Genomic DNA, 23,525 nt, shown 5'->3' with positions numbered 1-23,525 from the left:
GACTTCTGCCCGAGCATGCTGGGCGCAGGACGGCGGTATCGCTATAATCAGCCGCTTTCCCCGACTGCCAGACCCGAGACCATGACCGAGTCCGTGCTCGACTACATGACCCGCCTGGGCCGCGCCGCCCGCGAAGCCTCGCGGGTGCTCGCGCGCACCAGCACCGCGCAGAAGAACCGTGCCCTGGAGGCCGCTGCCGCCGCCCTGGACGCCGCTCGCGAGGAGCTCGCCGCGGCCAACGCCCAGGACCTGGCCGCCGGCCGCGCCAGCGGCCTGGACGAGGCCATGCTCGACCGTCTGGCGCTGACCCCGGCGCGCATCGACGAGATGATCGAGGGGCTGCGCCAGGTCGCCCGGCTGCCCGATCCGATCGGCGAGATCCGCGACATGCGCTACATGCCCTCGGGCATCCAGGTCGGCAGGATGCGCGTGCCGCTGGGGGTGATCGGCATCGTCTACGAGTCGCGCCCCAACGTGACCATCGACGCCGCCAGCCTGTGCCTGAAGTCCGGCAACGCCACCATCCTGCGCGGCGGTTCCGAGGCGATCCACTCCAACCAGGCGATCGCCCGCTGCATCCAGCTCGGCCTGGCCGAGGCCGGCCTGCCGGCGGCCGCCGTGCAGGTGGTGGAGACCACCGACCGCGCCGCGGTGGGCGCGCTGATCAGCATGCCGGAATTCGTCGACGTGATCGTCCCGCGCGGCGGCAAGGGCCTGATCGAGCGCATCAGCCGCGAGGCGAAGGTGCCGGTGATCAAGCATCTGGACGGCATCTGCCACGTCTACATCGACGTCGCCGCCGACCTCGACAAGGCGATCCGCGTCGCCGACAACGCCAAGACCCAGCGCTTCGCGCCCTGCAACACCATGGAAACCCTGCTGGTGCACGCCGCCGTCGCCGCGCGCGCGCTGCCGCCGCTCGGCGAGATCTACCGGGCCAAGGGCGTCGAGCTGCGGGCTTGCCCGCGCAGCCGCGAACTGCTCGGCCCAGGCACCCTGGCGGCGAGCGAGGAGGACTGGTCCACCGAATACAACGCGCCGATCCTCTCGGTGCGCGTGGTGGACTCGCTGGACGAGGCCATCGCCCACATCAACCACTACGGCTCGCACCACACCGACGCCATCGTCACCGAGAGCTTCACCGACGCACGGCGCTTTCTCGCCGAGGTGGACTCCAGCTCGGTGATGATCAACGCCTCGACGCGCTTCGCCGACGGCTTCGAATACGGCCTGGGCGCAGAGATCGGCATCTCCACCGACAAGCTGCACGCCCGCGGCCCGGTCGGCCTGGAAGGGCTGACCAGCGAGAAGTACGTCGTGTTCGGCGATGGCCACGTGCGCGGCTGATGGCGAAAAAGATCGGAATTCTCGGCGGCACCTTCGACCCCATCCATATCGGTCATCTGCGCGGCGCCCTCGAGGTCGCCGAGCAGTTCGGCCTCGACGAGCTGCGCCTGATTCCCTGCGCGCGCCCGCCGCACCGGCTGTCGCCGCAGGTGTCGGCGGCCGACCGCCTGGCGATGGTGCGCTGTGCGGTCGACGACGTGCCGCCCCTGACCGTGGACGATCGTGAACTTCGCCGCGAGCGGCCGTCCTATACCATTGACACCCTGGAATCTTTGCGCGGCGAGCTGGCCCCGGACGACCAGCTGTTTCTCGTGCTCGGCTGGGACGCCTTCTGCGGCCTGCCGAGCTGGCACCGCTGGCAGGAACTGCTCGACCACTGCCACATCCTGGTCCTGCAGCGCCCGGAGGCCGCCAGCGAGCCGCCGGAAGCCCTGCGCAACCTGCTGGCGGCGCGCAGCGTCGGCGATCCGCAGGCCCTCGCCGGGCCGGGCGGGCAAATCGCCTTCGTCTGGCAGACGCCGCTGGAGGTGTCCGCCACGCAGATCCGCGAACGCCTGGCCAGCGGCCGCTCGGTGCGCTTCCTGGTACCCGACGCGGTACTGGCCTATATCCATGCGCACGGGTTGTACCCGGCGTCGAACTGAACATCACATACGAGCCATCCATGCAGAACGAACAACTGGTCCAGCTGGCGGTCGACGCCCTGGACGATCTCAAGGCCAAGGACATCACCGTCATCGATGTGCGCGGCAAGACCAGCGTCACCGATTTCATGGTGGTCGCCAGCGGCACCTCCAGCCGCCATGTGAAATCCCTTGCCGACAACGTCCTGGAGAAGGTCAAGGAGCAGGGCGTGCGCCCGCTGGGCAGCGAGGGGCTGGAGGGTGGCGAATGGGCGCTGCTCGATCTGGGCGACGTGGTGGTCCACGTGATGCAGGTCGCCACCCGCCAGTTCTACGACCTCGAGCGTCTCTGGCAGGGCGCGGAGCAGAGCCGGGCCCAGCACGGCGAGGAATGAGATCGCCGTGCGTCTGCGCCTGATCGCCGTGGGTTCGCGGATGCCGCGCTGGGTGGAGGAGGGCTGGCACGAGTATGCCAAGCGCCTGCCGCCCGAGCTGGCCCTCGAACTGGTGGAAATCCCCCTGCACACCCGGGGCAAGAATGCCGACGTGGCCCGCCTGATCCGCCAGGAGGGCGAGGCCATGCTGGGCAAGGTGCAGGCGGGCGAACGCATCGTCACCCTCGAGGTGACCGGCAAGTCCTGGAGCACCGAGCAGCTGGCCGCCGAGCTGGAGCGCTGGCGGCTCGACGCGCGCACCGTCAACCTCATGGTCGGCGGCCCGGAAGGCCTGGCGCCGGAGGTCTGCGCGCGTAGCGAACAGCGCTGGTCGCTGTCGCCGCTGACCCTGCCGCATCCCCTGGTCCGCATCCTCATCGGCGAGCAGATCTATCGCGCCTGGACCCTGCTGTCCGGGCATCCGTATCACAAGTGACCGCGGTTTGCGCAGATGCCGGAGCCGATTCGCCTCAAAGACCACGAGAAGGACGCGCGCCTGGTGCGCGCGCGGGCCGTCGTCGGCGCCACGGTCGTCCTGCTGCTGTCGCTGGTGCTGGTGGCGCGCCTGTACTACCTGCAGGTGATCCAGTACGAGCACCACTCGACCCTGGCGGAAAACAACCGCATCCACGTGCAGCCGATCCCGCCGAACCGCGGGCTGATCTTCGACCGCAACGGGGTGATCCTCGCCGACAACCGGCCGAGCTTCAGCCTGACGGTGACCCGCGAGCGCGCCGGCGACTGGCAGAAGGTGCTGGACACCATCGTTTCGGTGCTCGAACTCGGCGAGGAGGAGCGCACCCTGTTCGAGAAGCGCGTGCGCCAGGGACGCCGGCCGTTCGAGCCGGTGCCGGTGCTGTTCGAACTGTCCGAGGAGCAGATCGCCCGCATCGCGGTCAACCAGTTCCTCCTGCCGGGCGTGGAGGTGGCCGCCCAGCTGGTCCGCCACTACCCGCAGAGCGAGCACTTCGCCCATTCGGTCGGCTACGTCGGGCGGATCAACGAGCGCGAGCTGAAGAAGCTCGATCCGGTCGACTACAGTGGTACTCACCACATCGGCAAGACCGGCGTGGAGCTGTTCTACGAGGAACTGCTGCACGGCCAGGTGGGCTACGAGGAGGTCGAGACCAACGCCCGCGGGCGGGTGCTGCGGGTGCTCAAGCACACCGACCCGGTGCCCGGCAAGGACCTCACCCTGAGCCTCGACCTGAACCTGCAGAAGGCCGCCGAGGCGGCACTCGGCGACCGCCGCGGCGCGGTGATCGCCATCGACCCGACCAGCGGCGGGGTGCTGGCGATGATCAGCCAGCCGAGCTTCAACCCCAACCTGTTCGTCACCGGGATCAGCATCAAGGACTACGCCGCGCTGCGCGACTCCATCGACCGCCCGCTGTACAACCGGGTGCTGCGCGGCATCTACCCGCCGGGCTCGACGATCAAGCCGGTGGTCGCCCTGGCCGGCCTCGACAGCGGGGTGGTGGAGCGCAGCACGCGGGTCTTCGACCCGGGCTTCTATCAATTGCCCAACGTCAAGCACAAGTACCGCAACTGGAACCGCGGCGGCGACGGCTGGGTGAACATGGAGCTGGCCATCGCCCGCTCCAACGACACCTATTTCTACTCCCTGGCGCACCGCATGGGCATCGACCGCCTGCACCGCTACCTGAGCCACTTCGGCATCGGCCAGCGGGTGTCCCTGGACATGTTCGAGGAGGCCGCCGGGCTGATGCCCTCGCGCGAGTGGAAGCGGGTCAGCCGCCGCCAGGCCTGGTATCCGGGCGAGACCCTGATCACCGGCATCGGCCAGGGCTACATGCTGGCCACTCCGCTGCAGCTGGCCCAGGCCACCGCCCTCCTGGCGAACAAGGGCAAGTGGCACCGTCCGCGGCTGCTGATGAAGGCCGACGGCCTGTCGCCGGAGCAGCTGATGGCGAGCGGCCTGCTGGCGGCGCGTCCGGCGCCGCCGGACATCCAGCTCAAGGATCCGCACAACTGGGACCTGATCAACTCCGACATGCAGCAGGTGGTGCACGGCGCACGCGGCACCGCGCACAAGGTCGGCGCCACGGCGCGCTACCGGATCGCCGGCAAGAGCGGTACGGCACAGGTGGTGGCGATCCGCCAGGGCGAGAAGTACGACCGCAACAAGCTGCAGGAGCGCCATCGCGACCACGCCCTGTTCATCGCCTTCGCCCCCGCCGAGAATCCGCAGATCGCCGTGGCGGTTATGGTGGAGAACGGCGAGTCCGGCTCCGGCGTCGCCGCGCCGGTGGCCAAGCAGGTGATGGATGCCTGGCTGCTCGACGAGAAAGGCCGCCTGAAGGCCCGGTTCGCCGCACCGCCGCAGGAGCTTGCCCATGACAATGAACGCTAGTTTCGACCGCACCCTGTCCGACGAGGACGTGCTGCGTCGCCGCGCCACCCTGCTGCAGCGCCTGCACATCGACGGCCCGCTGCTGCTGCTGTTGCTGCTGCTCGCCGCCGGCAGCCTGTTCGTCCTCTATTCGGCCAGCGGCAGGAACCTCGACCTGCTGGTCAAGCAGGCCAGCTCGTTCGGTCTCGGCATGCTCGCCATGCTGGTCATCGCCCAGCTGGAGGCGCGCTTCATCGCCCGCTGGGTGCCGCTGGCCTACGTGCTGGGCGTGATCCTGCTGGCGGTGGTGGAAGTCATGGGCCACAACGCCATGGGCGCCACCCGCTGGATCAACATCCCCGGGGTGATCCGCTTCCAGCCCTCGGAGTTCATGAAGATCATCATGCCGGCGACCATCGCCTGGTACCTGGCCCGCAACAACCTGCCGCCGGGGCTCAAGCACACCGCCGTCAGCCTGGCGCTGATCGGCGTGCCCTTCGTGCTGATCCTGCGCCAGCCGGACCTCGGCACCTCGCTGCTGATCCTCGCCTCCGGTGCCTTCGTGCTGTTCGTCGCCGGGCTGCCCTGGTTGTGGATCGGCGGGGCGGTAGCGGCTGTGGTGCCGGTCGCCGTGGGCATGTGGTATTTCGTCCTGCTGCAGTACCAGAAGCAGCGGGTGCTGACCTTCCTCGACCCGGAGAGCGACCCGCTCGGCACCGGCTGGAACATCATCCAGTCGAAGGCGGCGATCGGCTCGGGCGGGGTGTTCGGCAAGGGCTGGCTGCTCGGCACCCAGTCGCACCTGGATTTTTTGCCGGAAAGCCATACGGACTTTATCATTGCGGTCCTGGCCGAAGAGTTCGGCCTGGTCGGCGTCTGTCTGCTGCTGCTGGTCTACCTGCTGTTGATCGCCCGCGGACTGGTGATCACCGTGCAGGCGCAGACGCTGTTCGGCAAGCTGTGGGCCGGCGGCCTGACCATGACCTTCTTCGTCTACGTCTTCATCAACATCGGCATGGTGAGCGGCCTGCTGCCGGTGGTGGGCGTACCCCTGCCGTTCATTAGCTACGGCGGAACTTCGCTGGTGACCCTGCTGTCAGGGTTCGGGGTTTTGATGTCGATCCACACCCATCGCAAATGGATCGCGCAAGTTTGAAGAGTAACGGATCGATGCACATACGGCGTGGCCGAGCGGCCAGAACCCTGGATTTGGCCAGCCTGGCGGGCTTCCTGGGGCTGGCCTGCGCACTGCATGGCGGCGCGGCGCTGGCCGGCGACTACACGGATTCGCCGCAGGTCGACGAGTTCGTCGCGGAGATGACCCGCGACTATGGCTTTGCCGGCGAACAGCTGCTCGGCCTGTTCCGCGAGGTGCAGCGCAAGCAGCCGATCCTCGACGCCATCTCGCGGCCGGCAGAGAAGGCCAAGCCGTGGAAGGAGTACCGGCCGATCTTCATCACCGAGGCCCGCGTGGCCCGCGGCCTGGACTTCTGGCGCGAGCACGAGGCGGCTCTGGCCCGTGCCGAGCAGGAATACGGCGTGCCGGCCCAGGTGATCGTCGCGATCATCGGCGTGGAAACCTTCTACGGGCGCAACACCGGCAACTACCGGGTGATTGATGCGCTGTCCACCCTGGGCTTCGACTATCCGCCGCGCGCGCCCTTCTTCCGCAAGGAGCTGCGCGAATTCCTGCTGATGACCCGCGAGGAGCAGGTCGACCCGCTCACCCTGACCGGCTCCTACGCCGGCGCCATGGGCCTGCCGCAATTCATGCCGAGCAGCTTCCGCGCCTATGCGGTGGACTTCGACAGCGACGGCCACATCGATATCTGGAAGAACCCGACCGACGCCATCGGCAGCGTCGCCAGCTACTTCAAGCGCCACGGCTGGAGCGCCGGCGGACCGGTGGCCAGCCGCGCCGAGATCAATGGGCCGGACGCCGAGCAGGGCCTGACCGAGGGGCTGGAGCCGGTGAAGAGCGTCGGCGAGCTGCGCAGCCTCGGCTGGAAGACCCGCGACCGCCTCGACGACGGCCTGCCGGTCACCGCCTTCCGCCTGGACGGCGCGGACGGTGCGGAATACTGGATGGGGCTGCCGAACTTCTACACCATCACCCGCTACAACCGCAGCGTGATGTACGCCATGGCCGTGCACCAGCTCTCCGATCTGCTGCTCCAGGCGCGGGGCGGCCGCCGATGACGAGGCGCGCCCTGCCGTTCCGTCTGGTCCTGCTCGGCGGCCTGGCACTGCTGGCCAGCTGCTCCAGCACGCCGCCGGAGCGCGGCACGCCGTCGAGCTCCTCCGCCAAGGCCCACTACCCGCGCCCGCTCAAGGACGGCGCGCCCTGGTGGGACGTCGATGTCTCGAAGATTCCCGACGCGGTGCCCGCGCCCCACTATGGGCCGGTCAAGGCCAACCCCTACACGGTGCTGGGCAAGACCTACTACCCGATGAACGACGGCCGCCGCTACAAGGCGACCGGCACCGCCTCCTGGTACGGCACCAAGTTCCATGGCCAGGCCACCGCCAACGGCGAGCACTACGACCTCTACGGGATGAGCGCGGCGCACAAGACTCTGCCGCTGCCCTGCTATGTCCGGGTGACCAACCTGGACAACGGCAAGAGCGTGGTCCTGCGGGTCAACGACCGTGGCCCCTTCTATTCCGACCGGATCATCGACCTGTCCTTCGCCGCGGCGAAGAAGCTCGGCTATGCCGAAACCGGCACCGCGCGGGTCAGCGTGGAAGGCATCGATCCGGAGGAATGGTGGGCCCAGCAGGGCCGCAAACCGCCGCTGGTGCTGGCCCAGCCGCAGGTGGCCAAGGCGCCGCCGGCCACCCGTGCGGCGACGCAGCCGATCGAGGAATACTCGCCGCCGCCCGGCCAGCATGCGGACGCCGTGCTGCCCGTGGCGGTCGCCGCCAGCCAGGCCGCCACTCCGGCCGAGGGCCTGTACCTGCAGGTCGGCGCCTTCGCCAATCCGGACGCGGCGGAGCTGCTCAAGGACAAGCTGAGCCGGATCAGTGCCACCCCGGCGTTCGTCAGCCCGGTGGTGCGCGACCGGCAGACCTTCCATCGCGTGCGCCTGGGGCCGATCGGCAGCCCGGACGAGGCCCGGCAGCTGCAGGACAGCGTGCGCCTGGCCAGACTCGGCCAGCCGACCCTGGTCAAGCCCGATTGAGATCGGGACCCTCTCCACAGCCCGCAAGGCTGTGTCCGACTAGCCTACGATCCGAGAAACGATGAAAACCACCCGACTTGTGCAACGCCTTTTCCTGGCCCTCCTTATCTGCGTGCCGAGCGCCTGGGCCGCCGAGCCCCAGGCCACCCCGGTGCCGACGCCGACGCGTGCCGCGGAGCCCCAGGCCATCCCGGCAGCGCCGCAGCTGGCCGCCACCTCCTACCTGCTGATGGACGCCGCCAGCGGCCAGGTGCTGATCGACAGCAACGGCGACCAGCGCCTGCCGCCGGCCAGCCTGACCAAGCTGATGACCGCCTACATCGCCACCTTGGAGATCAAGCGCGGGCAGATCAAGGAAGGCGACATGGTCACCATCAGCGAGCGCGCCTGGCGCACCGGCGGCTCGCGGATGTTCATCCAGGTCGGCACCCAGGTGAGCGTCGGCGACCTGCTGCACGGCATCATCATCCAGTCCGGCAACGACGCCAGCGTGGCGCTGGCCGAGCACATCGCCGGCAGCGAGGACGCCTTCGCCGACATGATGAACACCACCGCGCAGCGTCTCGGGATGAGCAATTCGCACTTCATGAACGCCACCGGCCTGCCGCATCCGGAGCACTACTCCTCGGCCCACGACATGGCCAAGCTGGCCCGTGCCATCATCTATGACGACCCGGCCCACTATGCGATCTATGCGCAGAAGGAGTTCTTCTGGAACAACATCAAGCAGCCCAACCGCAACCTGCTGCTGTGGCGCGACAAGACCGTCGACGGCCTGAAGACCGGTCACACCGAGGAGGCCGGCTACTGCCTGGTGGCCTCCGCGGTGCGTGACGGCCAGCGCCTGATCTCCGTGGTGTTCGGCACCAGGAGCGAACAGGCGCGCGCCGCCGAGACCCAGAAGCTTCTGACCTACGGCTTCCGCTTCTTCGAGACCCAGACCTTCTTCCAGAAGAACACCGAGCTGGCCCGCTCGACGGTCTGGAAGGGCGCCAGCCCCGAGGTCAAGGTCGGCCTGGCCGAGGATCTGACCCTCACCGTGCCGCGCGGCCAGCTCAAGCAGCTGACCACCACCAGCACCCTCGAGCCGCAGCTGATCGCACCGGTCCCGCAGGGCGCCGTGATCGGCAAGGTCGAGGTCAGGCTGGGCGAGCAAGTGCTGCGCAGCGCCGACCTGATCGCCCTGGAAACCGTCGAGGAGGGTGGCCTGTTCCGTCGTCTATGGGATAGCATCCGACTGTTCTTCTACGGTTTGTTCAACTGAACCTCTGCCGACCGCCGCCTGCCGTTTCCGGCGGGCGGCCGTCCCCGCGGGCCGAACGGCCCGCCACAGCCATGACCGATACCGACGTACAAGCTCCGAAAATCGAATTTCCCTGCGAGCGCTATCCGATCAAGGTGATCGGCGATGCCGGCGAGGGTTTCGCCGACCTGGTCGTCGAGGTGATCCAGCGCCATGCGCCCGGGCTGGACAGCTCCACCCTGAGGCTGCGCGACAGCCGCAACGGGCGCTATCTCGCCGTGCAGGTGCTGATCACCGCCACCGGCGTCGAGCAGCTGCAGGCCATCCACCTCGACCTGCGTGCCACCGGGCGCGTGCACATGGTGCTCTGATGCCAGGCGTGATCGGCGTCCGCGAGCTGGGGCTGCTCGACTACCTGCCGACCTGGCAGGCGATGCAGCGCTTCACCAATGGGCGCGGTCCGGAAACCGGCGACGAACTCTGGCTGCTCGAGCATTCCCCGGTGTTCACCCAGGGGCAGGCCGGCAAGGCCGAGCATCTGCTGTTCCCCGGCGACATCCCGGTGGTGCAGGTGGATCGCGGCGGCCAGGTGACCTACCACGGCCCCGGCCAGCTGGTCGGCTACCTGCTGCTGGACGTGCGGCGCCTGGGCATCGGCGTGCGCGAGCTGGTCAGCCGCATCGAGCGCAGCCTGATCGAGCTGCTCGCTGGCTATGGGGTCGAGGCCTATGCCAAGGCGGATGCGCCGGGGGTCTACGTCGGCGAGATGAAGATCGCCTCCCTCGGCCTGCGCATCCGCAACGGCTGTTCCTTCCATGGCCTGGCCCTGAACGTGGACATGGATCTGGCGCCCTTTCAGCGCATCAACCCCTGCGGCTACGCCGGCATGGTCATGACACAACTCAAGGATCAGGCCCGCGGGCCGGTCGAATTCGCCGAGGTGCGCAGCCGCCTGCGTGCACAGCTCGCTGCGCAGCTCGGTTACGCTGAAGCAAAGACCCTTACGGGCGGGATCGAAAGCATATGAGCACGACGGAAACCACGGGCAAGGGCCCGGCCAACAAGGTTGAGACCGGGGTCAAACTGCGCGGCGCGGAGAAGGTCGCGCGCATCCCGGTGAAAGTCATTCCGACCGAGGAGCTGCCGCGCAAGCCGGACTGGATCCGCGTGCGCATGCCGGCGTCCCCCGAGGTCGACCGGATCAAGCAGCTGCTGCGCCAGCACAAGCTGCACAGCGTCTGCGAGGAAGCCTCCTGCCCGAACCTCGGCGAGTGCTTCGCCGGCGGCACCGCCACCTTCATGATCATGGGCGACATCTGCACCCGCCGCTGCCCGTTCTGCGACGTCGGCCATGGCCGGCCGAACCCGCTCGATCCGGACGAGCCGAAGAACCTCGCCGTGGCCGTCGCCGACCTGCGCCTGAAATACGTGGTGATCACCTCGGTGGACCGCGACGACCTGCGCGACGGCGGCGCCCAGCACTTCGCCGACTGCCTGCGCGAGATCCGCCGGCTGAGCCCCGGCACCCAGCTGGAAACCCTGGTGCCCGACTACCGCGGACGCATGGAGATCGCCCTCGAGATCACCGCCAGCGAGCCGCCGGACGTGTTCAACCACAACCTGGAAACCGTGCCGCGCCTGTACAAGGCCGCCCGCCCGGGTTCGGACTTCGAGTGGTCGCTGGACCTGCTGGAGGAATTCAAGAAGCGCGTGCCGGGCGTGCCGACCAAGTCCGGGCTGATGCTCGGCCTCGGCGAGACCGACGAGGAAGTGATCGAGACCATGCAGCGCATGCGCGAGCACGAGATCGACATGCTCACCCTCGGCCAGTACCTGCAGCCCTCGCGCAGCCACCTGGCGGTGCAGCGTTTCGTCCATCCCGACACCTTCGCCTGGTTCGCCGAGGAAGGGCAGAAGATGGGCTTCAAGAACGTCACCTCCGGCCCGCTGGTGCGTTCCTCCTACCACGCCGACCAGCAGGCCCACGGCGCCAAGGGCGACTGATCGCCCGCCAGCCGCAACGAAAAAGCCCCCGCGAGGGGGCTTTTTCATGGGCTCGGGAACGCCGCCTGCTGCTCAGGGTGCCGCCTTCTCCTGCGGATAGAGGCTCAGCAGTTTCAGGGTGACGCCGTTGGTCCAGCCGAAGCCGTCCTGCAGCTTGTATTCGCCGCCGCCCCCGCCGAGGTTCTCTCCTTCCACGCTGTATTTCTCCACCAGCTTGTGCTCCTTGTCGAACAGCGCCTGCACCTGGGCGAGGAAGTTCTGGCCAATGGTCTGCGCCAGCGCGTCCTGGCCGTAGCGGCGCAGGCCAGAGACGGCGATCCACTGCAGCGGCGCCCAGCCGTTGGGGGAGTCCCACTGCTGGCCATTGTCGGTCTGCGTGGTATTCAGCCCGCCCGGCTTGACCAGGTTCGCCTCCACCGTCCTGGCGGTGAGGCCGGCCCGTTCGGGGGAGGCCACGCTGACGAACATCGGATAGAGGGTGGCGGCGGTGATCTGCGCGCTGAGCCGCTTCTTCTTCCAGTCGAAGTCGGCGTAGTAGCCGGCGTCGTTCCACAGATGCCGCTCGATCGCCTGCCGGCGCCGCTCGGCGCGTGCGCCGTAGGCCTCGGTGCAGCTCGGCATGGTGCTCTTCCCGCACGCCAGGGCGATGGTGCTCTCCAGGTGATGCAGCAGACTGTTCAGGTCGATCGGCACTATGGCGGTGGTGCGGATGGTGGCCATGGTCTTGCCATCCTCCAGCCAGCGCGAGCTGTAGTCCCAGCCGCTGGCGGCGCCGGCGCGCAGGTCCCGGTAGACCTCGCTGGCCGGACGGCCGTGGGCCTGTTCGGCGGTCTCGCGGTCCTGCATGTAGGATTCCTGGCGTGGTGTGTCGCGGTCGTCCCAGTAGCGGTTGAGCAGGCTGCCGTCGGCCAGCCGGACGACGTAGCGTGCCGCCTCGCCGGGCTTGAGGGTCTGCGAGCCTTCCATCCAGTAGGCGTATTCTTTCTGCAGTTGCGGCAGGTAGCGGCGATAGGCGTCGTCGCCCTCCGCCTGCGCGACCAGTTCGACCATGAACGAGAAGAAGGGCGGCTGCGAACGGCTCAGGTAGTAGGAGCGGGTGCCGTTGGGGATATGCCCGTAGGTATCGATCAGGTGGGCGAAGTTGTCGACCATCTGCCGGGCCAGCTGCTTCTCGCCGCTCTCCACCAGGCCCAGCATGGTGAAGTAGGAGTCCCAGTAGTACAGCTCGCGAAAGCGTCCGCCCGGCACCACGTAGGGGTGGGGCAGCGGCAGCTCGCTGCTGTAGGCAGGAACCTCGGCATGCTGGCGGGTGAGCGCCGGCCAGAGGTTGCCGATGTGCTCGCGCAGGCTCACCCCCGGACGGGTCGGCTGGGTTTCCGCCGAGGCCGGGGGGACGAAGTTGTCCGCTACGAACTGCCGCAGGTCGAAGCCGGGCTGCTGGTGGCGGGTCAGGTAGTCGGCCCGGATGGCGGCGGGATCGCGCCGCGGCACGGCGTCCACGAACTGCTTCTGGTCGTCGAACAGCCATTGCTGCTGGACGCTCTGGAAGAGTTCCGGGTAGGCCTCGTCGGGGGTGAGCGCCCGCGCTGTGCTGGCGTCCTCATGGCTCCAGGTGCCTTGAGCGAAGGCCGTGCCGGCGCTGGCCAGCAGGATCGAGAGGGACAGGGCGAGCAGGGGGCTTGGGTGGGGATGACGAAGGGTTTTCATGAGCTATCCGTAGGGCCTCATTGTTGTTGTGGGAAGTCGGAGACGCTGCTTGCCGCGGGGAGACGGCGGCTGGCCCTGGAGCATGTTCATGAAGCACCGGCTCAAGTCTGCAGCAATCTTTGGGAGCGACGGCCTTCAGCGCCCGCCCCTATGCCAGGGAGAGGGGAGAAGTCCGGGCATTCCTTGAGCCCGGGTACAGTGAAACGGCTCTAGCGACTGCGATGCGGGGCATCGAAGGTAAGGAACGCTGGGGGGGCTGGGGCTGCTGAAAGCAGCAGCGTCGGTACGCACGCGCATGGCGGGGAAGACCTCGGCGTATGGACAGCGCTATCTCTGCGGATCGAACAAGTCTGCAGGGCAGGGGCTGTCGTCGCTATCTTGTTGTTCTTGTGGACTACCGCCGGAGCGGTTCCGAAGCGGGCGGCTGCAGGGAGCAGGCCATTAAAGATAGCGCTACCTTAGTCTTCGGTTTTTTGTTTGGCAAGCTGCCCCGAGGCAGGTCGTGGGCTCAAATCAAGAGCTGGGGCCTTGCCGAATGGCGGAGAAGGGGGGGGGAGCAACCTGGGCCGGACCGGCGCGCGGGCGCCGGCCAGCACGGTGCCTTACTGCCGGCGCAGGGCCTCGAGCAGTTCGCTGGTCGGATAGCCGTCGGCCGGCCAGCCGAGGCGCTGCTGGAAGCTGCGCACCGCCTTGCGGGTATTGGCGCCGATGATGCCGTCGGCGCTGCCGGGGTCGAAGCCATTGCCGGCCAGCAGGTTCTGCAGCTCGATGCGTTCGCTGCGGCTCAGCGGCGTATCGCCGCGCGGCCAGGCGCCGACGATCTGCCCGCGGTTCTCGAAGCGCTCGCCGAGCAGCCCGATGGCCAGCGCATAGGAGGTGGAGTTGTTGTACTTGAGCACGCTGCGGAAGTTGTCCAGCACCAGGAAGGCCGGGCCGCGGTGCCCGGCGGGCAGCAGCAGGCTGGCCTGCTCCCCGGCCGCCAGGCCGTTGCCGCTGGCGGGCAGGGCCACGCCCAGCTGGCGCCACTCGCCCAGCGACTTGCGGGTGGCCATGTCGGCCTGGGCGTAGTCGAAGCCCTGCGGCAGCCGTACCTCGAAGCCCCACGGCTGGCCCCGGCGCCAGCCGGAAGCCTGCAGGTAGTGGGCGGCGGAGGCCAGGGCGTCGGCGGTCGAGTCCCAGATGTCGCGGCGTCCGTCGCTGTCGAAGTCCACCGCGTGGCTGAGGTAGGTGGTCGGGATGAACTGGGTCTGGCCCATGGCGCCGGCCCAGGAGCCGATCATCCGCTCCGGCCGCACGTCGCCGTTCTGCAGGATCGACAGGGCCGCCAGCAACTGGTCGTGGGCGAACTGCGGGCGACGCCCCTCGAAGGCCAGGGTGGCCAGCGAGCGGATCACCGACTTGTTGCCCATGACCTGGCCGAAGTTGCTTTCCATGCCCCAGATCGCCACCAGCGCCTGGCGGTCGACGCCATAGCGCGCCTCGATCTGGCCCAGCAGCTCGGCATGCCGATTCAGCAGGGTCTGACCGCTGCGCACCCGCTGCTCGGCCAGGGCACCTTCCAGGTAGGCCCAGACCGGCCGGGTGAACTCCGGCTGGCTGCGGTCCGCGGAGATCACCGCGGAATCGGGCTCGACGCCGGCGAACGCCCGGTCGAAGACCAGCGGCTGGATGCCGCCGGCCAGCGCCTCGCGGCGGAAGTTGTCGCGCCAGTCCTCGAAGCGGATGGCGGCGAGCGGTGCGCTCGGCTGGGCGGGCGGCGTGGCGATCGTCGGCGCCGGGGCCACGGCCGCGCTCGGCGCCGGCGCGGCGACTGCCGGCGCGGAGTCGGCGGTGGGGGTGTCGACGCAGGCGGTCAGCAGGACCAGTGCGCTGCCGGCGATCAGCTGGCGAAGGATCTGGCCGGGGGCCGGGGTGCTGAGCATCGGTACATCTCGAAAGGCTGCAATCAAGCGGTGACCATAACATGCCGGGGAAAGGCTTGTCCGCCCGTGCCGTCGGAAGGGGAGCGCCCAGGTTGCGCCGCGTTGCCGGCGCGTGTAGGGTGGCCCGCGCTTCCTGCCCCCGACCGCTCGACAGCCGATTGCCCAGGTCCTTGCAGCCATGTCCGGTTCTTCTCGCCATCGCCCCGCGCTCGTCCCGTGCCTCGTCGCACTGGCGCTGTTGCTGGCCATGGCGCTGCTGCCGGTACTGACCTCGCTCGGCGAGCTCCATGATCTCTCCCATGCGCCGTTCGGCGCGCACGCCCATGCGGGGCTCGAGGCCGGCCATGACGGCGACCCGCCCACCCAGCCGGAGCTGGGCGAGGAGGGCAGCGGTGGTTTCCATGCGCTGCTCCATTCCGCCCACTGCGCCGGCCATGCCGCGCAGGTCGCCCTGGGCGCCTTCCCGCGCCTGACCGCCCTCCCGCCGGGCAGCGCCCATCCGCAGGACGAGACGCCGCTCCTGCCGGCGTCTCCCGCACGCGCGCCCTACCGACCGCCGATCTTCGCGTAAGCGCCTGCCTGGCCTGTGGCCGGCATTTCCTTACCTCGATCGATCGGAGTTTCTTCATGCGTTCACGACTCGCGGCGCTTGCCGCCTGGGTCGCGGCATCCGTCGTGGCCTGGCCCGCGTTTGCCGCCGACCGCCTTTCCCTGGACGACGCCTTCGCCCGCGTCGCCGCCACCCATCCCGAGCTGCGCCTGTTCGACAGCCGCGGCGCAGTGCTCGCCGCGGAACGCGACCGCGCCGCCCTGCGTCCGGCGCTGGTCGCCGGCGCCACCCTGGAGAACGCCTTCGGCACCGACGAGGCGCGCGGCCTGCAGGGTGCCGAGCTGACCCTGACGCTGGCCTCGGTGCTGGAGCGCGGCGGCAAGCTCGACGCACGCCGGACCCTGGCGCGCAGCCAGATCGACGCCCTGGCGGTCGAGCGCGAGGCGCGCCGCCTGGACCTGCTCGCCGAAGTGGCCCGGCGCTATCTGGCGATGGTCGCCGCCCGCCGCCAGGGCGAGATTGCCGCGCAGGACATCGCCCAGCGCCGGCGGACCCTGGCCGGCGCGCGCCAGCGCCTGCAGGCCGGCGCCTCGCCGGAGTCGGTGGTCCTCACCGCCGAGGCGGCGCTGGCCCGCGCCGAACTGGAGCGGGCCCGCGCGCAGCAGCGCCTCGACTCCGCGCGCCAGTATCTGGCGGCGCTGTGGGGCGAGCGCGATCCGCGCTTCGAGGTGGTCGCCGCCGATCCCGCGCGGCTGCCGGAGATCGCCGACTTCGCTGCGCTGACCGCGCTGCTCGAGCGCACCCCGGAACTCGAGCAGTTCGTCGGCGAGCGGCGCATCCGCGAGGCGCGCCTGCAACTGGCGCGCAGCCAGGCGACGGCGGATCTGGACTGGCAGCTCGGCGTGCGCCGCCTCGAGGCGAGCGACGACTTCGGCATGGTCGGCAGCCTGTCGCTGCCGCTGGGCGCGGAACGCCGCGCCGCACCCGGGATCCGCGCCGCCGAGGCCGAGCTGGGCGCGCTGGAGATCGAGCGCGAGGCCCGGGGGCTGGCGCTGCATTCCACCCTGGTCGAGGCCCACGGCCGCTATCGCACCGCACAGCTCGAGGTCCGCCGCCTGCAGGACGAGGTGATCCCCCTGCTGTCGCGCGCCGAGGGCGCCGCCGAGCGCGCCTATCGCGCCGGCGCCATCAGCTATCTGGAATGGGCCCAGCTGCAGTCCGAGCGGACCGCGGCGCGCCGCCAGCAGCTCGACGCCGCCCTCGACGCCCAGCGCACCCTCATCGAAATCCAGCGACTCACCGGCCAGGCGTTCATCGCCGGTCAGTCCACCGACAAAGGAAACGCCCCGTGAAAGCATCCCTCCCGGCCGGCCTGCTGCTGGCCCTGACCCTGGCGCTGTCTGCCTGCGACGGCCATCCGACGGGCGAATCCGCCCCTCACGAACATGCCGGCGCACACGGCGGGCATGGCGAGCACGAAGCACACGACGAGCCGCGCAAGGGCGAACACGGCGGCCGCCTGCTCGAACAGGACGCGCTGACCGTCGAGCTGGCCATCGCCGAAGAAGGCACGCCGCCGAAATACCAGGCCTGGCTGTACCGCGACGGCCAGCTGCTGCCGCCCTCGGCCGGCAGCGTCGAGGTGCGCCTCAAGCGTCTCGATCGCGCCGAGAACCACCGGCTGGAAGCCCAGGCCGATGGCAGCCTGATGGCCTCCAGCGTGGTCGGCGAGCCGCACTCCTTCGACGTCGAGGTGCTCGCCAGCATCGAGGGCCAGGCGCTGCGCTGGAGCTACCCGAGCTACGAGGGGCGCACCGAGATCGAGCGGACCATCGCCGAGGAGGCTGGCATCCGCGTGGCGCCGGCCGGCCCCGGCGAGATCGCCGATGCCCACGAGGTGCAGGGCCTGCTGACCCCGGTCGACGGCAAGGTCGCCCGGGTCACCGCGCGCTTCCCCGGGCCGATCCGCCGCCTTGCCGTCGACGTCGGCGACCCGGTGCGCGCCGGACAGACCCTGGCCAGCGTGGAGAGCAACCTGAGCCTGACCGAATATGCGCTGACCGCGCCGATCTCCGGCGTGGTGCTGGCGCGCAACGCCAGCCTCGGCATGCTGGCCGGCGAGGGCGCAGCGCTGTTCGAGATCGCCGACCTGTCGACCCTGTGGGTCGACCTGCACCTGTTCGGCGCCGACGCCCAGCACATCCGCCCCGGCCTGCCGGTCGAGGTGACCCGCCTGAGCGACGGCGCCACTGCCCGCAGTGTGCTCGAGCGCGTGCTGCCCGGCACCGCGACGGTCAGCCAGAGCACCGTGGCCCGCGCCAGCCTGGCCAACGCCGACGGCTTCTGGCGTCCCGGCTCGGCGGTCAAGGCGCGCATCGTCGTCGCCCGCCAGCCGGCCGAACTGGTCGTGCCGCTGGCGGCGCTGCAGACCTTCCGCGACTGGGAGGTGGTGTTCGTCCGCGTCGGCGACACCTACGAGGTGCGCCCGGTCGAACTGGGCCGGCGCGACGCCGAGCGGGTCGAGGTGCTGGCCGGAATAGAGAAGGGCGACCAGATCGTGGTCGAGCAGAGCTACCTGGTGAAGGCGGACATCGAGAAGTCCGGCGCTTCCCACGACCACTGAGGACGCCGCGATGCTCGAGAACATCATCCGCTTCGCCATCGCCCAGCGCTGGCTGATGCTCGCCCTCACCCTGGCCCTGGCCGGCCTGGGTGGCTGGAGCTTCACCCGGCTGCCGATCGACGTCACCCCGGACATCACCAACGTCCAGGTGCAGATCAACACCGAGGCCGCCGGCTACTCGCCGCTCGAGGCCGAACAGCGCGTGACCTTCCCGATCGAGACCGCACTGGCCGGCCTGCCCGGCCTGGACTACACGCGCTCGATCTCGCGCTATGGCCTGTCGCAGGTCACCGTGGTGTTCAGGGACGGCACCGACCTGTACTTCGCCCGTCAGCAGGTCGGCGAGCGCCTGCAGCAGGTGCGCGGCCAGCTGCCGGCCGGCCTCGAGCCGGCGATGGGGCCGATCGCCACCGGCATGGGCGAGATCTTCATGTACACGCTCGAGGCCGACCCCGGAGCGCGCAAGCCCGACGGCAGCCCCTGGAGCGCCACCGACCTGCGCACCCTGCAGGACTGGGTGGTGCGCCCGCAGCTGCGCAACACCCCCGGCGTCACCGAGGTCAACACCATCGGCGGCTTCGCCCGGCAGATCCACATCACTCCCGATCCGGCGCGGCTGGTCGCCCTGGGCTTCACCCTGCACGACGTGGTCCGCGCGGTGGCGGCGAACAACCAGAACGTCGGCGCCGGCTACATCGAGCGCAACGGCCAGCAGTTCCTGGTCCGCGCCCCCGGGCAGATCGCCGACCTCGACGCCCTGCGCGACATCGTGCTGGACCGCCGCGAGGGCGTGCCGATCCGCGTGCGCGACGTGGCCGAGGTGGGCGAGGGGCCGGAGCTGCGCAACGGCGCGGCCACCCAGAACGGCCGCGAGGTGGTGCTGGGCACGGTGTTCATGCTGATCGGCGCGAACAGCCGCGAGGTCGCCCTGGCCTCGGCGGAGAAGCTGGCCGAGGCCAGCCGGAGCCTGCCGCCCGGGGTCAGCGCCAACCCGGTCTACGACCGCACCTTGCTGGTCGAGCGCACCATCGAGACGGTGGCCAGGAACCTCGCCGAGGGCGCGCTGCTGGTGATCGTGGTGCTGTTCCTCCTGCTCGGCAACTTCCGCGCCGCGCTGATCACCGCGGCGGTGATCCCGCTGTCCATGCTGCTCACCGTCACCGGCATGCTGCGCGGCGGGGTGTCGGGCAACCTGATGAGCCTGGGCGCACTGGACTTCGGCCTGATCGTCGACGGCGCGGTGATCATCATCGAGAACTGCCTGCGCCGCTTCGGGATGCTGCAGCAGGCGCTGGGCCGGCCGATGAACGACGGCGAGCGGCTGGACGCCGCGGCTTCGGCCACCGCCGAGGTGATCCGCCCGAGCCTGTTCGGCCTCGGCATCATCACCGCCGTCTACCTGCCGATCTTCGCCCTCGGCGGCGTCGAGGGGCGGATGTTCCAGCCGATGGCGATCACCGTGGTGCTGGCCCTGAGCGGCGCCATGCTGCTCTCGCTGACCTTCGTGCCGGCGGCCGTCGCGCTGTTCCTGCGCGGCCGGGTGGCCGAGCACGACACCCGCCTGATGCGCTGGGCGCGGCGCGGCTATGCGCCGGTGCTGGGCTGGTCGCTGCGCCGGCGCGGCTGGGTGATCGCCGCGGCGCTGGCGCTGGTCGCCGCCTGCGGGGCGCTCGCCACCCGCCTCGGCAGCGAGTTCGTGCCGGGCCTCGACGAGGGCGACATCGCCCTGCACGCGCTGCGCATTCCCGGCACCAGCCTGGACCAGGCGATCCGCATGCAGGCGACCCTGGAGGCGCGGATCAAGCAGTTCCCCGAGGTCGAGCGGGTGTTCGGCAAGCTCGGCACCGCCGAGGTGGCCACCGACCCGATGCCGCCCTCGGTGGCCGACACCTTCCTGATCCTCAAGCCGCGCGAGCAGTGGCCCGACCCGCGCAAGCCCAAGGCCGAGCTGATCGGCGAGATCGAGGCGGCGGTCAAGCGCCTGCCGGGCAACAACTACGAGTTCACCCAGCCGATCCAGATGCGCATGAACGAGCTGATCTCCGGGGTGCGCGCCGACGTGGCGATCAAGCTCTACGGCGACGACCTGGAGCAGCTGGTGGCGGTCGGCCAGGAGATCGAGCGCGTCGCCAGGGCGGTGCCGGGGGCGGCCGACGTCAAGCTGGAGCAGGCCACCGGGCTGCCGCTGCTCAGCGTCAGCCCCGACCGCCAGGCGCTGGCGCGCTATGGCCTCAACCCCGGCGCGGTACAGGACACCCTGGCCACGGCGGTCGGCGGCGAGGTCGCCGGCCAGCTGTTCGAGGGCGACCGGCGCTTCGACATCGTGGTGCGCCTGCCCGAGCGCCTGCGCCAGGACCCGGCGGCCCTGGCCGACCTGCCGATCCCGCTCGGCGCCAGCCTCAACGCCGACGAGTCGAGCCGCGCCGCCGCCTGGCTGGCCGGCGCGCCGCAGACCGTGCCGCTGCGCGAGGTGGCGACGCTGGAGGTCCACCAAGGGCCGAACCAGATCAACCGCGAGAACGGCAAGCGCCGGGTGGTGGTGACCGCCAACGTGCGCGGCCGCGACCTCGGCGGCTTCGTCGCCGAACTGCGCCAGCGGGTGGCCGCCGAGGTCGAGGTGCCGGCCGGCTACTGGGTCGACTACGGCGGCACCTTCGAGCAGCTGATCTCGGCCAGCCAGCGCCTGGCGATCGTGGTGCCGGCGACCCTGGCGCTGATCTTCGCCCTGCTGTTCTGGGCCTTCGGCTCGGTGCGCGACGCGCTGATCGTGTTCAGCGGCGTGCCGCTGGCGCTGACCGGCGGGGTGATCGCCCTGGCGCTGCGCGGCATTCCGCTGTCGATCTCCGCCGGGGTCGGCTTCATCGCCCTGTCCGGGGTGGCGGTGCTCAACGGGCTGGTGATGATCGCCTTCGTGCGCAAGCTGCGCGAGCGCGGCGCCGGGCTCGAGACGGCGATCGTCGAGGGCGCCCTCGGCCGCCTGCGCCCGGTGCTGATGACCGCCCTGGTGGCCTCGCTGGGCTTTCTGCCGATGGCCTTCAACGTCGGCGCCGGCTCCGAGGTGCAGCGGCCGCTGGCCACCGTGGTCATCGGCGGGATCGTCTCCTCGACCCTGCTGACCCTGCTGGTGCTGCCGGCGCTGTACCGCTGGCTGCACCGCGAGGAGGCGGCGCCCGCGCTGCGGGCGGAGGAGCGGACGGCGCTGCCGGACCGCCTGGAGCAGGAGCCGACGGCCTGAGCAGCCTTCCCGCTCAGGCTGCCGCCGTCCTCACGACGCCTGCCGGTTGTCCGCCGCGAGCGTTGCTTCCTGGCTGCCGAGCTGGCGGACCGTATCGAGGAAGGCGCGCAGGATCGGCGAGCTGTCGCCCTTGCGGTACAGGCAGGCCAGCTCGATCTCGGCCTTGCCGCGGCAGCGCAGGGCGCGGTATTCCACCCCCGGCAGGCGCAGGTTGACGGTGGACTGGGGCACCACGCAGAGCCCCAGCCCGCCGGCCACCAAGGCGATGCTGGTGGTCACGTCGGTGACCTCCTGAACCACCCGGGGGGTGGCGTCGTAGTCGGCGAACAGCCGCCGCACATGGGTGGTCAGGCCCTTCCGCACGCCGCGCGGGTAGAGGATGAAGGGTTCCTCCAGCACCTCGCCCAGCTCGATGCTGTCCCGCGCCGCCAGCGCGTGCTTGGCCGGCAGCGCCAGCATCAGCGCCTCCCTGCGCACCAGTTCCTGCTCGATGTCCGGCTCGCCGGGCACCAGGCGGTTGAAGCCGATGCTGAGCCGGCGCTCGCGCAGCGCCTGGATCTGCGCGTCCTTGTCCATCGGATGCAGGGAGATCTCCACGGCCGGATGGGTGCGGCCGAACGCCTGCAGCACCCGCGGGATGAAGTCGAGGATCGACGAGCCGAAGATGCCGATCACCAGACTGCCCTTGCGGCCCTCGGCGAGCAGGCGCGACTCGTCGGCCGCGTGCTGCAGCTGGGCAAGGATGTTCAGCGCCTGCTGGTAGAAGGCCTGGCCGGCGTCGGTCAGTGCGACGCGCTTGGAGTTGCGCTCCAGCAGGACGGCGGGAATGGCTTCCTCCAGCTGCTGGATCTGCCGGCTCAGCGCGGGCTGGGTGATGTACAGCCGTTCGGCGGCGCGATTGAAGTTCAGCTCTTCGGCCACCGCGACGAAATACTTCAACTGCCTGATTTCCAAGGGATCACCATGCTGGTCGGAAACGAGGGGGCACCGATGCCGTTCGGGTATCGTTCGGTGATTGTATTCGATTGGACGGCATCGCCGCGGCTGTTTATCTTCAACTTAGGTGGCGTGCCGGCATCAGGAGAGCAATCGGTAGAATCCCCCGCCAGGGATGGATGGTGTGCGTTGTGAAGAACGAGTCCAGAGCGGCAAAGCACCGCCTGGGTTTTATAAGAAAAACAATATCGAGAGGCCTTGAGTGATGGAGTTTTCTTTACTGAAAGAAAAGAGCGTGGTCTTCCAGGGCGCCGACCCCTACGACGTTTCCGGCTACGTGAACCAGCATGTCGGCTCCCATTCCATCCGCCTGTCGCAGTCCAGCCATCCCGCCGCCGACCTCAGCCATCGCAAGTTCGGCGATCTCGACCTCTGCCGGATCAGCTACGGCGGCACCGTGCGCGTCACTTCCGAAGCCCTGGAAACCATCTATCACCTGCAGATCCTGCTCAAGGGCCATTGCCTGTGGCGCGGCGCGCGCGGCCAGGAGCACCACTTCGTGCCGGGCGAGCTGCTCTTGATCAATCCGGACGATCCGGTGGATCTGACCTACTCGCAGGATTGCGAGAAGTTCATCGTCAAGATGCCCGGCTCCCTGCTCGAGGCGGCCTGCGCCGAGAACCACTGGCACTGGCCCGGCGAGGGCATCCGCTTCACCGCCAGCCGGCACAGCCTTCAGGAGATCGGCGGCCTGCTCAACCTGCTCGGCCTGGTCTGCGAGGAGGCCGAGTCCGGCATCGCGCCGCCCCGCCTGCAGGAGCACTACGGGCGGATCATCGCCAACAAGCTGCTCTGCCTGCAGAACAACGTGCGCCGCGAGCAGCCGGGAGGTGCCTCGGCGATCTTCGAGCGGGTCGTGCACTTCATCGAGGAGAACCTCAAGCAGGACATCACCCTCGAACAGCTGGCCGGGCTGGTGAACGTCAGCCCGCGCTCGCTCTATGCTCTGTTCGAGAAACACGCCAGGACCACGCCCAGGCATTACGTGCGGCAGAAGAAGCTCGAGCGGATCAACGCCAGCCTGCGCGACCCCTCGGCGCCGGTGCGCAACATCACCGAGGTGGCGCTCGACTACGGCTTCCTGCACTTGGGGCGCTTTTCCGAATCCTACCGCAACGCCTTCGGCGAGCTGCCTTCGGACACCCTGAAACGCCGCGCCTGCTGACCCTTCCACCTCGCCGCACCGTCATCCGCGCCGCCCCGGCCTTGTGCTTGGGCGGCGCGTTCGTTTCCGTTCGGAACCTGCATACCGCGCTTGCAGAGAGTGGATAAAGGTCCTGCAGAAAACGGATATTTCCGGCTGTTG

The 23,525-nt window shown here is 69.5% G+C and carries 20 protein-coding genes; 17 read left to right on the top strand and 3 right to left on the bottom strand.

The annotated features are described in order from the left end of the window. Nucleotides 1-81: 81 nt before the first annotated feature. The 12 genes from ACG10_RS17520 to lipA all read left to right on the top strand — a co-directional run bounded on the left by ACG10_RS17520 (nucleotide 82) and on the right by lipA (nucleotide 11,186). The gene (locus tag ACG10_RS17520) at nucleotides 82-1,347 is read left to right on the top strand and encodes a glutamate-5-semialdehyde dehydrogenase (RefSeq protein WP_039805917.1); all 1,266 of its coding nucleotides are present in this window, start codon (nucleotides 82-84) and stop codon (nucleotides 1,345-1,347) included. Beyond that, nucleotides 1,347-1,991, top strand: coding sequence for a nicotinate-nucleotide adenylyltransferase (gene nadD, locus ACG10_RS17515; RefSeq protein WP_089169199.1), 645 nt, complete (start codon nucleotides 1,347-1,349; stop codon nucleotides 1,989-1,991). The genes ACG10_RS17520 and nadD overlap by 1 nt, the downstream gene beginning before the upstream one ends. A 20-nt stretch (nucleotides 1,992-2,011) precedes the next feature. Next, nucleotides 2,012-2,365 carry a ribosome silencing factor gene (gene rsfS / locus ACG10_RS17510; protein ID WP_089169198.1) on the top strand — a complete coding sequence of 118 codons (354 nt, stop codon included), beginning with the start codon at nucleotides 2,012-2,014 and terminating at the stop codon, nucleotides 2,363-2,365. A gap of 7 nt (nucleotides 2,366-2,372) precedes the next feature. Continuing rightward, a complete protein-coding gene (rlmH, locus tag ACG10_RS17505; protein ID WP_039805914.1) occupies nucleotides 2,373-2,840 on the top strand; it encodes a 23S rRNA (pseudouridine(1915)-N(3))-methyltransferase RlmH in 468 nt (155 codons plus the stop codon). A 15-nt stretch (nucleotides 2,841-2,855) separates the two neighbouring features. Then, entirely contained in the window at nucleotides 2,856-4,778 is a 1,923-nt protein-coding gene (mrdA, locus tag ACG10_RS17500) for a penicillin-binding protein 2 (protein ID WP_089169197.1), read from the top strand. After that, nucleotides 4,768-5,913 carry a rod shape-determining protein RodA gene (rodA, locus tag ACG10_RS17495; protein WP_039805912.1) on the top strand — a complete coding sequence of 382 codons (1,146 nt, stop codon included), beginning with the start codon at nucleotides 4,768-4,770 and terminating at the stop codon, nucleotides 5,911-5,913. The genes mrdA and rodA overlap by 11 nt, the downstream gene beginning before the upstream one ends. A gap of 14 nt (nucleotides 5,914-5,927) precedes the next feature. Next, nucleotides 5,928-6,956, top strand: coding sequence for a lytic murein transglycosylase B (gene mltB / locus ACG10_RS17490; RefSeq protein ID WP_089169196.1), 1,029 nt, complete (start codon nucleotides 5,928-5,930; stop codon nucleotides 6,954-6,956). After that, the gene (locus ACG10_RS17485) at nucleotides 6,953-7,939 is read left to right on the top strand and encodes a septal ring lytic transglycosylase RlpA family protein (RefSeq protein WP_089169195.1); all 987 of its coding nucleotides are present in this window, start codon (nucleotides 6,953-6,955) and stop codon (nucleotides 7,937-7,939) included. The genes mltB and ACG10_RS17485 overlap by 4 nt, the downstream gene beginning before the upstream one ends. A gap of 61 nt (nucleotides 7,940-8,000) precedes the next feature. Continuing rightward, nucleotides 8,001-9,203: a D-alanyl-D-alanine carboxypeptidase family protein gene (locus tag ACG10_RS17480; RefSeq protein WP_089169194.1), complete on the top strand. Its 1,203-nt coding sequence runs from the start codon at nucleotides 8,001-8,003 to the stop codon at nucleotides 9,201-9,203. Between the two features lie 71 nt (nucleotides 9,204-9,274). Next, nucleotides 9,275-9,553 carry a DUF493 domain-containing protein gene (locus ACG10_RS17475; protein ID WP_039805908.1) on the top strand — a complete coding sequence of 93 codons (279 nt, stop codon included), beginning with the start codon at nucleotides 9,275-9,277 and terminating at the stop codon, nucleotides 9,551-9,553. Continuing rightward, complete coding sequence (gene lipB, locus ACG10_RS17470) at nucleotides 9,553-10,209, top strand: lipoyl(octanoyl) transferase LipB (protein WP_089169193.1); 657 nt, start codon at nucleotides 9,553-9,555, stop codon at nucleotides 10,207-10,209. The genes ACG10_RS17475 and lipB overlap by 1 nt, the downstream gene beginning before the upstream one ends. Further along, nucleotides 10,206-11,186 (top strand): lipoyl synthase, encoded by a 981-nt coding sequence (gene lipA / locus ACG10_RS17465; RefSeq protein WP_089169192.1) that lies wholly within the window; start codon nucleotides 10,206-10,208, stop codon nucleotides 11,184-11,186. Before lipB ends, lipA begins: the two co-directional genes overlap by 4 nt. A 72-nt stretch (nucleotides 11,187-11,258) precedes the next feature. Here the strand turns inward: lipA and treA are convergent, their stop codons facing one another. Both treA and ACG10_RS17455 read right to left on the bottom strand, forming a co-directional pair. Then, nucleotides 11,259-12,893 (bottom strand): alpha,alpha-trehalase TreA, encoded by a 1,635-nt coding sequence (treA, locus tag ACG10_RS17460; protein ID WP_089169191.1) that lies wholly within the window; start codon nucleotides 12,891-12,893, stop codon nucleotides 11,259-11,261. A gap of 602 nt (nucleotides 12,894-13,495) precedes the next feature. Continuing rightward, entirely contained in the window at nucleotides 13,496-14,815 is a 1,320-nt protein-coding gene (locus ACG10_RS17455; protein ID WP_089169190.1) for a lytic murein transglycosylase, read from the bottom strand. Between the two features lie 178 nt (nucleotides 14,816-14,993). Between ACG10_RS17455 and ACG10_RS17450 the strand changes: the two genes are divergently transcribed. The 4 genes from ACG10_RS17450 to ACG10_RS17435 are packed head-to-tail and all read left to right on the top strand — an operon-like array spanning nucleotide 14,994 to nucleotide 21,223. After that, nucleotides 14,994-15,386 carry a hypothetical protein gene (locus tag ACG10_RS17450; protein ID WP_089169189.1) on the top strand — a complete coding sequence of 131 codons (393 nt, stop codon included), beginning with the start codon at nucleotides 14,994-14,996 and terminating at the stop codon, nucleotides 15,384-15,386. A gap of 56 nt (nucleotides 15,387-15,442) precedes the next feature. Continuing rightward, a complete protein-coding gene (locus tag ACG10_RS17445; RefSeq protein ID WP_089169188.1) occupies nucleotides 15,443-16,717 on the top strand; it encodes a TolC family protein in 1,275 nt (424 codons plus the stop codon). Then, the gene (locus ACG10_RS17440; RefSeq protein WP_089169187.1) at nucleotides 16,714-17,988 is read left to right on the top strand and encodes an efflux RND transporter periplasmic adaptor subunit; all 1,275 of its coding nucleotides are present in this window, start codon (nucleotides 16,714-16,716) and stop codon (nucleotides 17,986-17,988) included. The genes ACG10_RS17445 and ACG10_RS17440 overlap by 4 nt, the downstream gene beginning before the upstream one ends. Nucleotides 17,989-17,998: 10 nt before the next feature. Next, nucleotides 17,999-21,223, top strand: coding sequence for an efflux RND transporter permease subunit (locus ACG10_RS17435; protein ID WP_089169186.1), 3,225 nt, complete (start codon nucleotides 17,999-18,001; stop codon nucleotides 21,221-21,223). A 30-nt stretch (nucleotides 21,224-21,253) separates the two neighbouring features. On the opposite strand, the gene ACG10_RS17430 is transcribed toward ACG10_RS17435, so the two are convergent. Beyond that, nucleotides 21,254-22,162, bottom strand: coding sequence for a LysR substrate-binding domain-containing protein (locus ACG10_RS17430; protein WP_232487136.1), 909 nt, complete (start codon nucleotides 22,160-22,162; stop codon nucleotides 21,254-21,256). A gap of 262 nt (nucleotides 22,163-22,424) precedes the next feature. Between ACG10_RS17430 and ACG10_RS17425 the strand changes: the two genes are divergently transcribed. Continuing rightward, nucleotides 22,425-23,384 carry an AraC family transcriptional regulator gene (locus ACG10_RS17425; protein WP_089169184.1) on the top strand — a complete coding sequence of 320 codons (960 nt, stop codon included), beginning with the start codon at nucleotides 22,425-22,427 and terminating at the stop codon, nucleotides 23,382-23,384. The last annotated feature ends 141 nt before the right edge of the window (nucleotides 23,385-23,525 follow it).

Source organism: Azotobacter chroococcum, assembly GCF_002220155.1.
Classification (GTDB): Bacteria; Pseudomonadota; Gammaproteobacteria; order Pseudomonadales; family Pseudomonadaceae; genus Azotobacter; species Azotobacter chroococcum.
This window is presented reverse-complemented; position numbering and strand designations above follow the sequence as displayed.

What these genes read in the sequence shown, in the direction of transcription:
- ACG10_RS17520 (WP_039805917.1), top strand. Translation starts at nt 82, where the DNA reads ATGACCGAGTCCGTGCTCGACTACATGACCCGCCTGGGCCGCGCCGCC.
- nadD (WP_089169199.1), top strand. Translation starts at nt 1,347, where the DNA reads ATGGCGAAAAAGATCGGAATTCTCGGCGGCACCTTCGACCCCATCCAT.
- rsfS (WP_089169198.1), top strand. Translation starts at nt 2,012, where the DNA reads ATGCAGAACGAACAACTGGTCCAGCTGGCGGTCGACGCCCTGGACGAT.
- mrdA (WP_089169197.1), top strand. Translation starts at nt 2,856, where the DNA reads ATGCCGGAGCCGATTCGCCTCAAAGACCACGAGAAGGACGCGCGCCTG.
- rodA (WP_039805912.1), top strand. Translation starts at nt 4,768, where the DNA reads ATGAACGCTAGTTTCGACCGCACCCTGTCCGACGAGGACGTGCTGCGT.
- mltB (WP_089169196.1), top strand. Translation starts at nt 5,928, where the DNA reads ATGCACATACGGCGTGGCCGAGCGGCCAGAACCCTGGATTTGGCCAGC.
- ACG10_RS17485 (WP_089169195.1), top strand. Translation starts at nt 6,953, where the DNA reads ATGACGAGGCGCGCCCTGCCGTTCCGTCTGGTCCTGCTCGGCGGCCTG.
- ACG10_RS17480 (WP_089169194.1), top strand. Translation starts at nt 8,001, where the DNA reads ATGAAAACCACCCGACTTGTGCAACGCCTTTTCCTGGCCCTCCTTATC.
- ACG10_RS17475 (WP_039805908.1), top strand. Translation starts at nt 9,275, where the DNA reads ATGACCGATACCGACGTACAAGCTCCGAAAATCGAATTTCCCTGCGAG.
- lipB (WP_089169193.1), top strand. Translation starts at nt 9,553, where the DNA reads ATGCCAGGCGTGATCGGCGTCCGCGAGCTGGGGCTGCTCGACTACCTG.
- lipA (WP_089169192.1), top strand. Translation starts at nt 10,206, where the DNA reads ATGAGCACGACGGAAACCACGGGCAAGGGCCCGGCCAACAAGGTTGAG.
- treA (WP_089169191.1), bottom strand. Translation starts at nt 12,893, where the DNA reads ATGAAAACCCTTCGTCATCCCCACCCAAGCCCCCTGCTCGCCCTGTCC.
- ACG10_RS17455 (WP_089169190.1), bottom strand. Translation starts at nt 14,815, where the DNA reads ATGCTCAGCACCCCGGCCCCCGGCCAGATCCTTCGCCAGCTGATCGCC.
- ACG10_RS17450 (WP_089169189.1), top strand. Translation starts at nt 14,994, where the DNA reads ATGTCCGGTTCTTCTCGCCATCGCCCCGCGCTCGTCCCGTGCCTCGTC.
- ACG10_RS17445 (WP_089169188.1), top strand. Translation starts at nt 15,443, where the DNA reads ATGCGTTCACGACTCGCGGCGCTTGCCGCCTGGGTCGCGGCATCCGTC.
- ACG10_RS17435 (WP_089169186.1), top strand. Translation starts at nt 17,999, where the DNA reads ATGCTCGAGAACATCATCCGCTTCGCCATCGCCCAGCGCTGGCTGATG.
- ACG10_RS17425 (WP_089169184.1), top strand. Translation starts at nt 22,425, where the DNA reads ATGGAGTTTTCTTTACTGAAAGAAAAGAGCGTGGTCTTCCAGGGCGCC.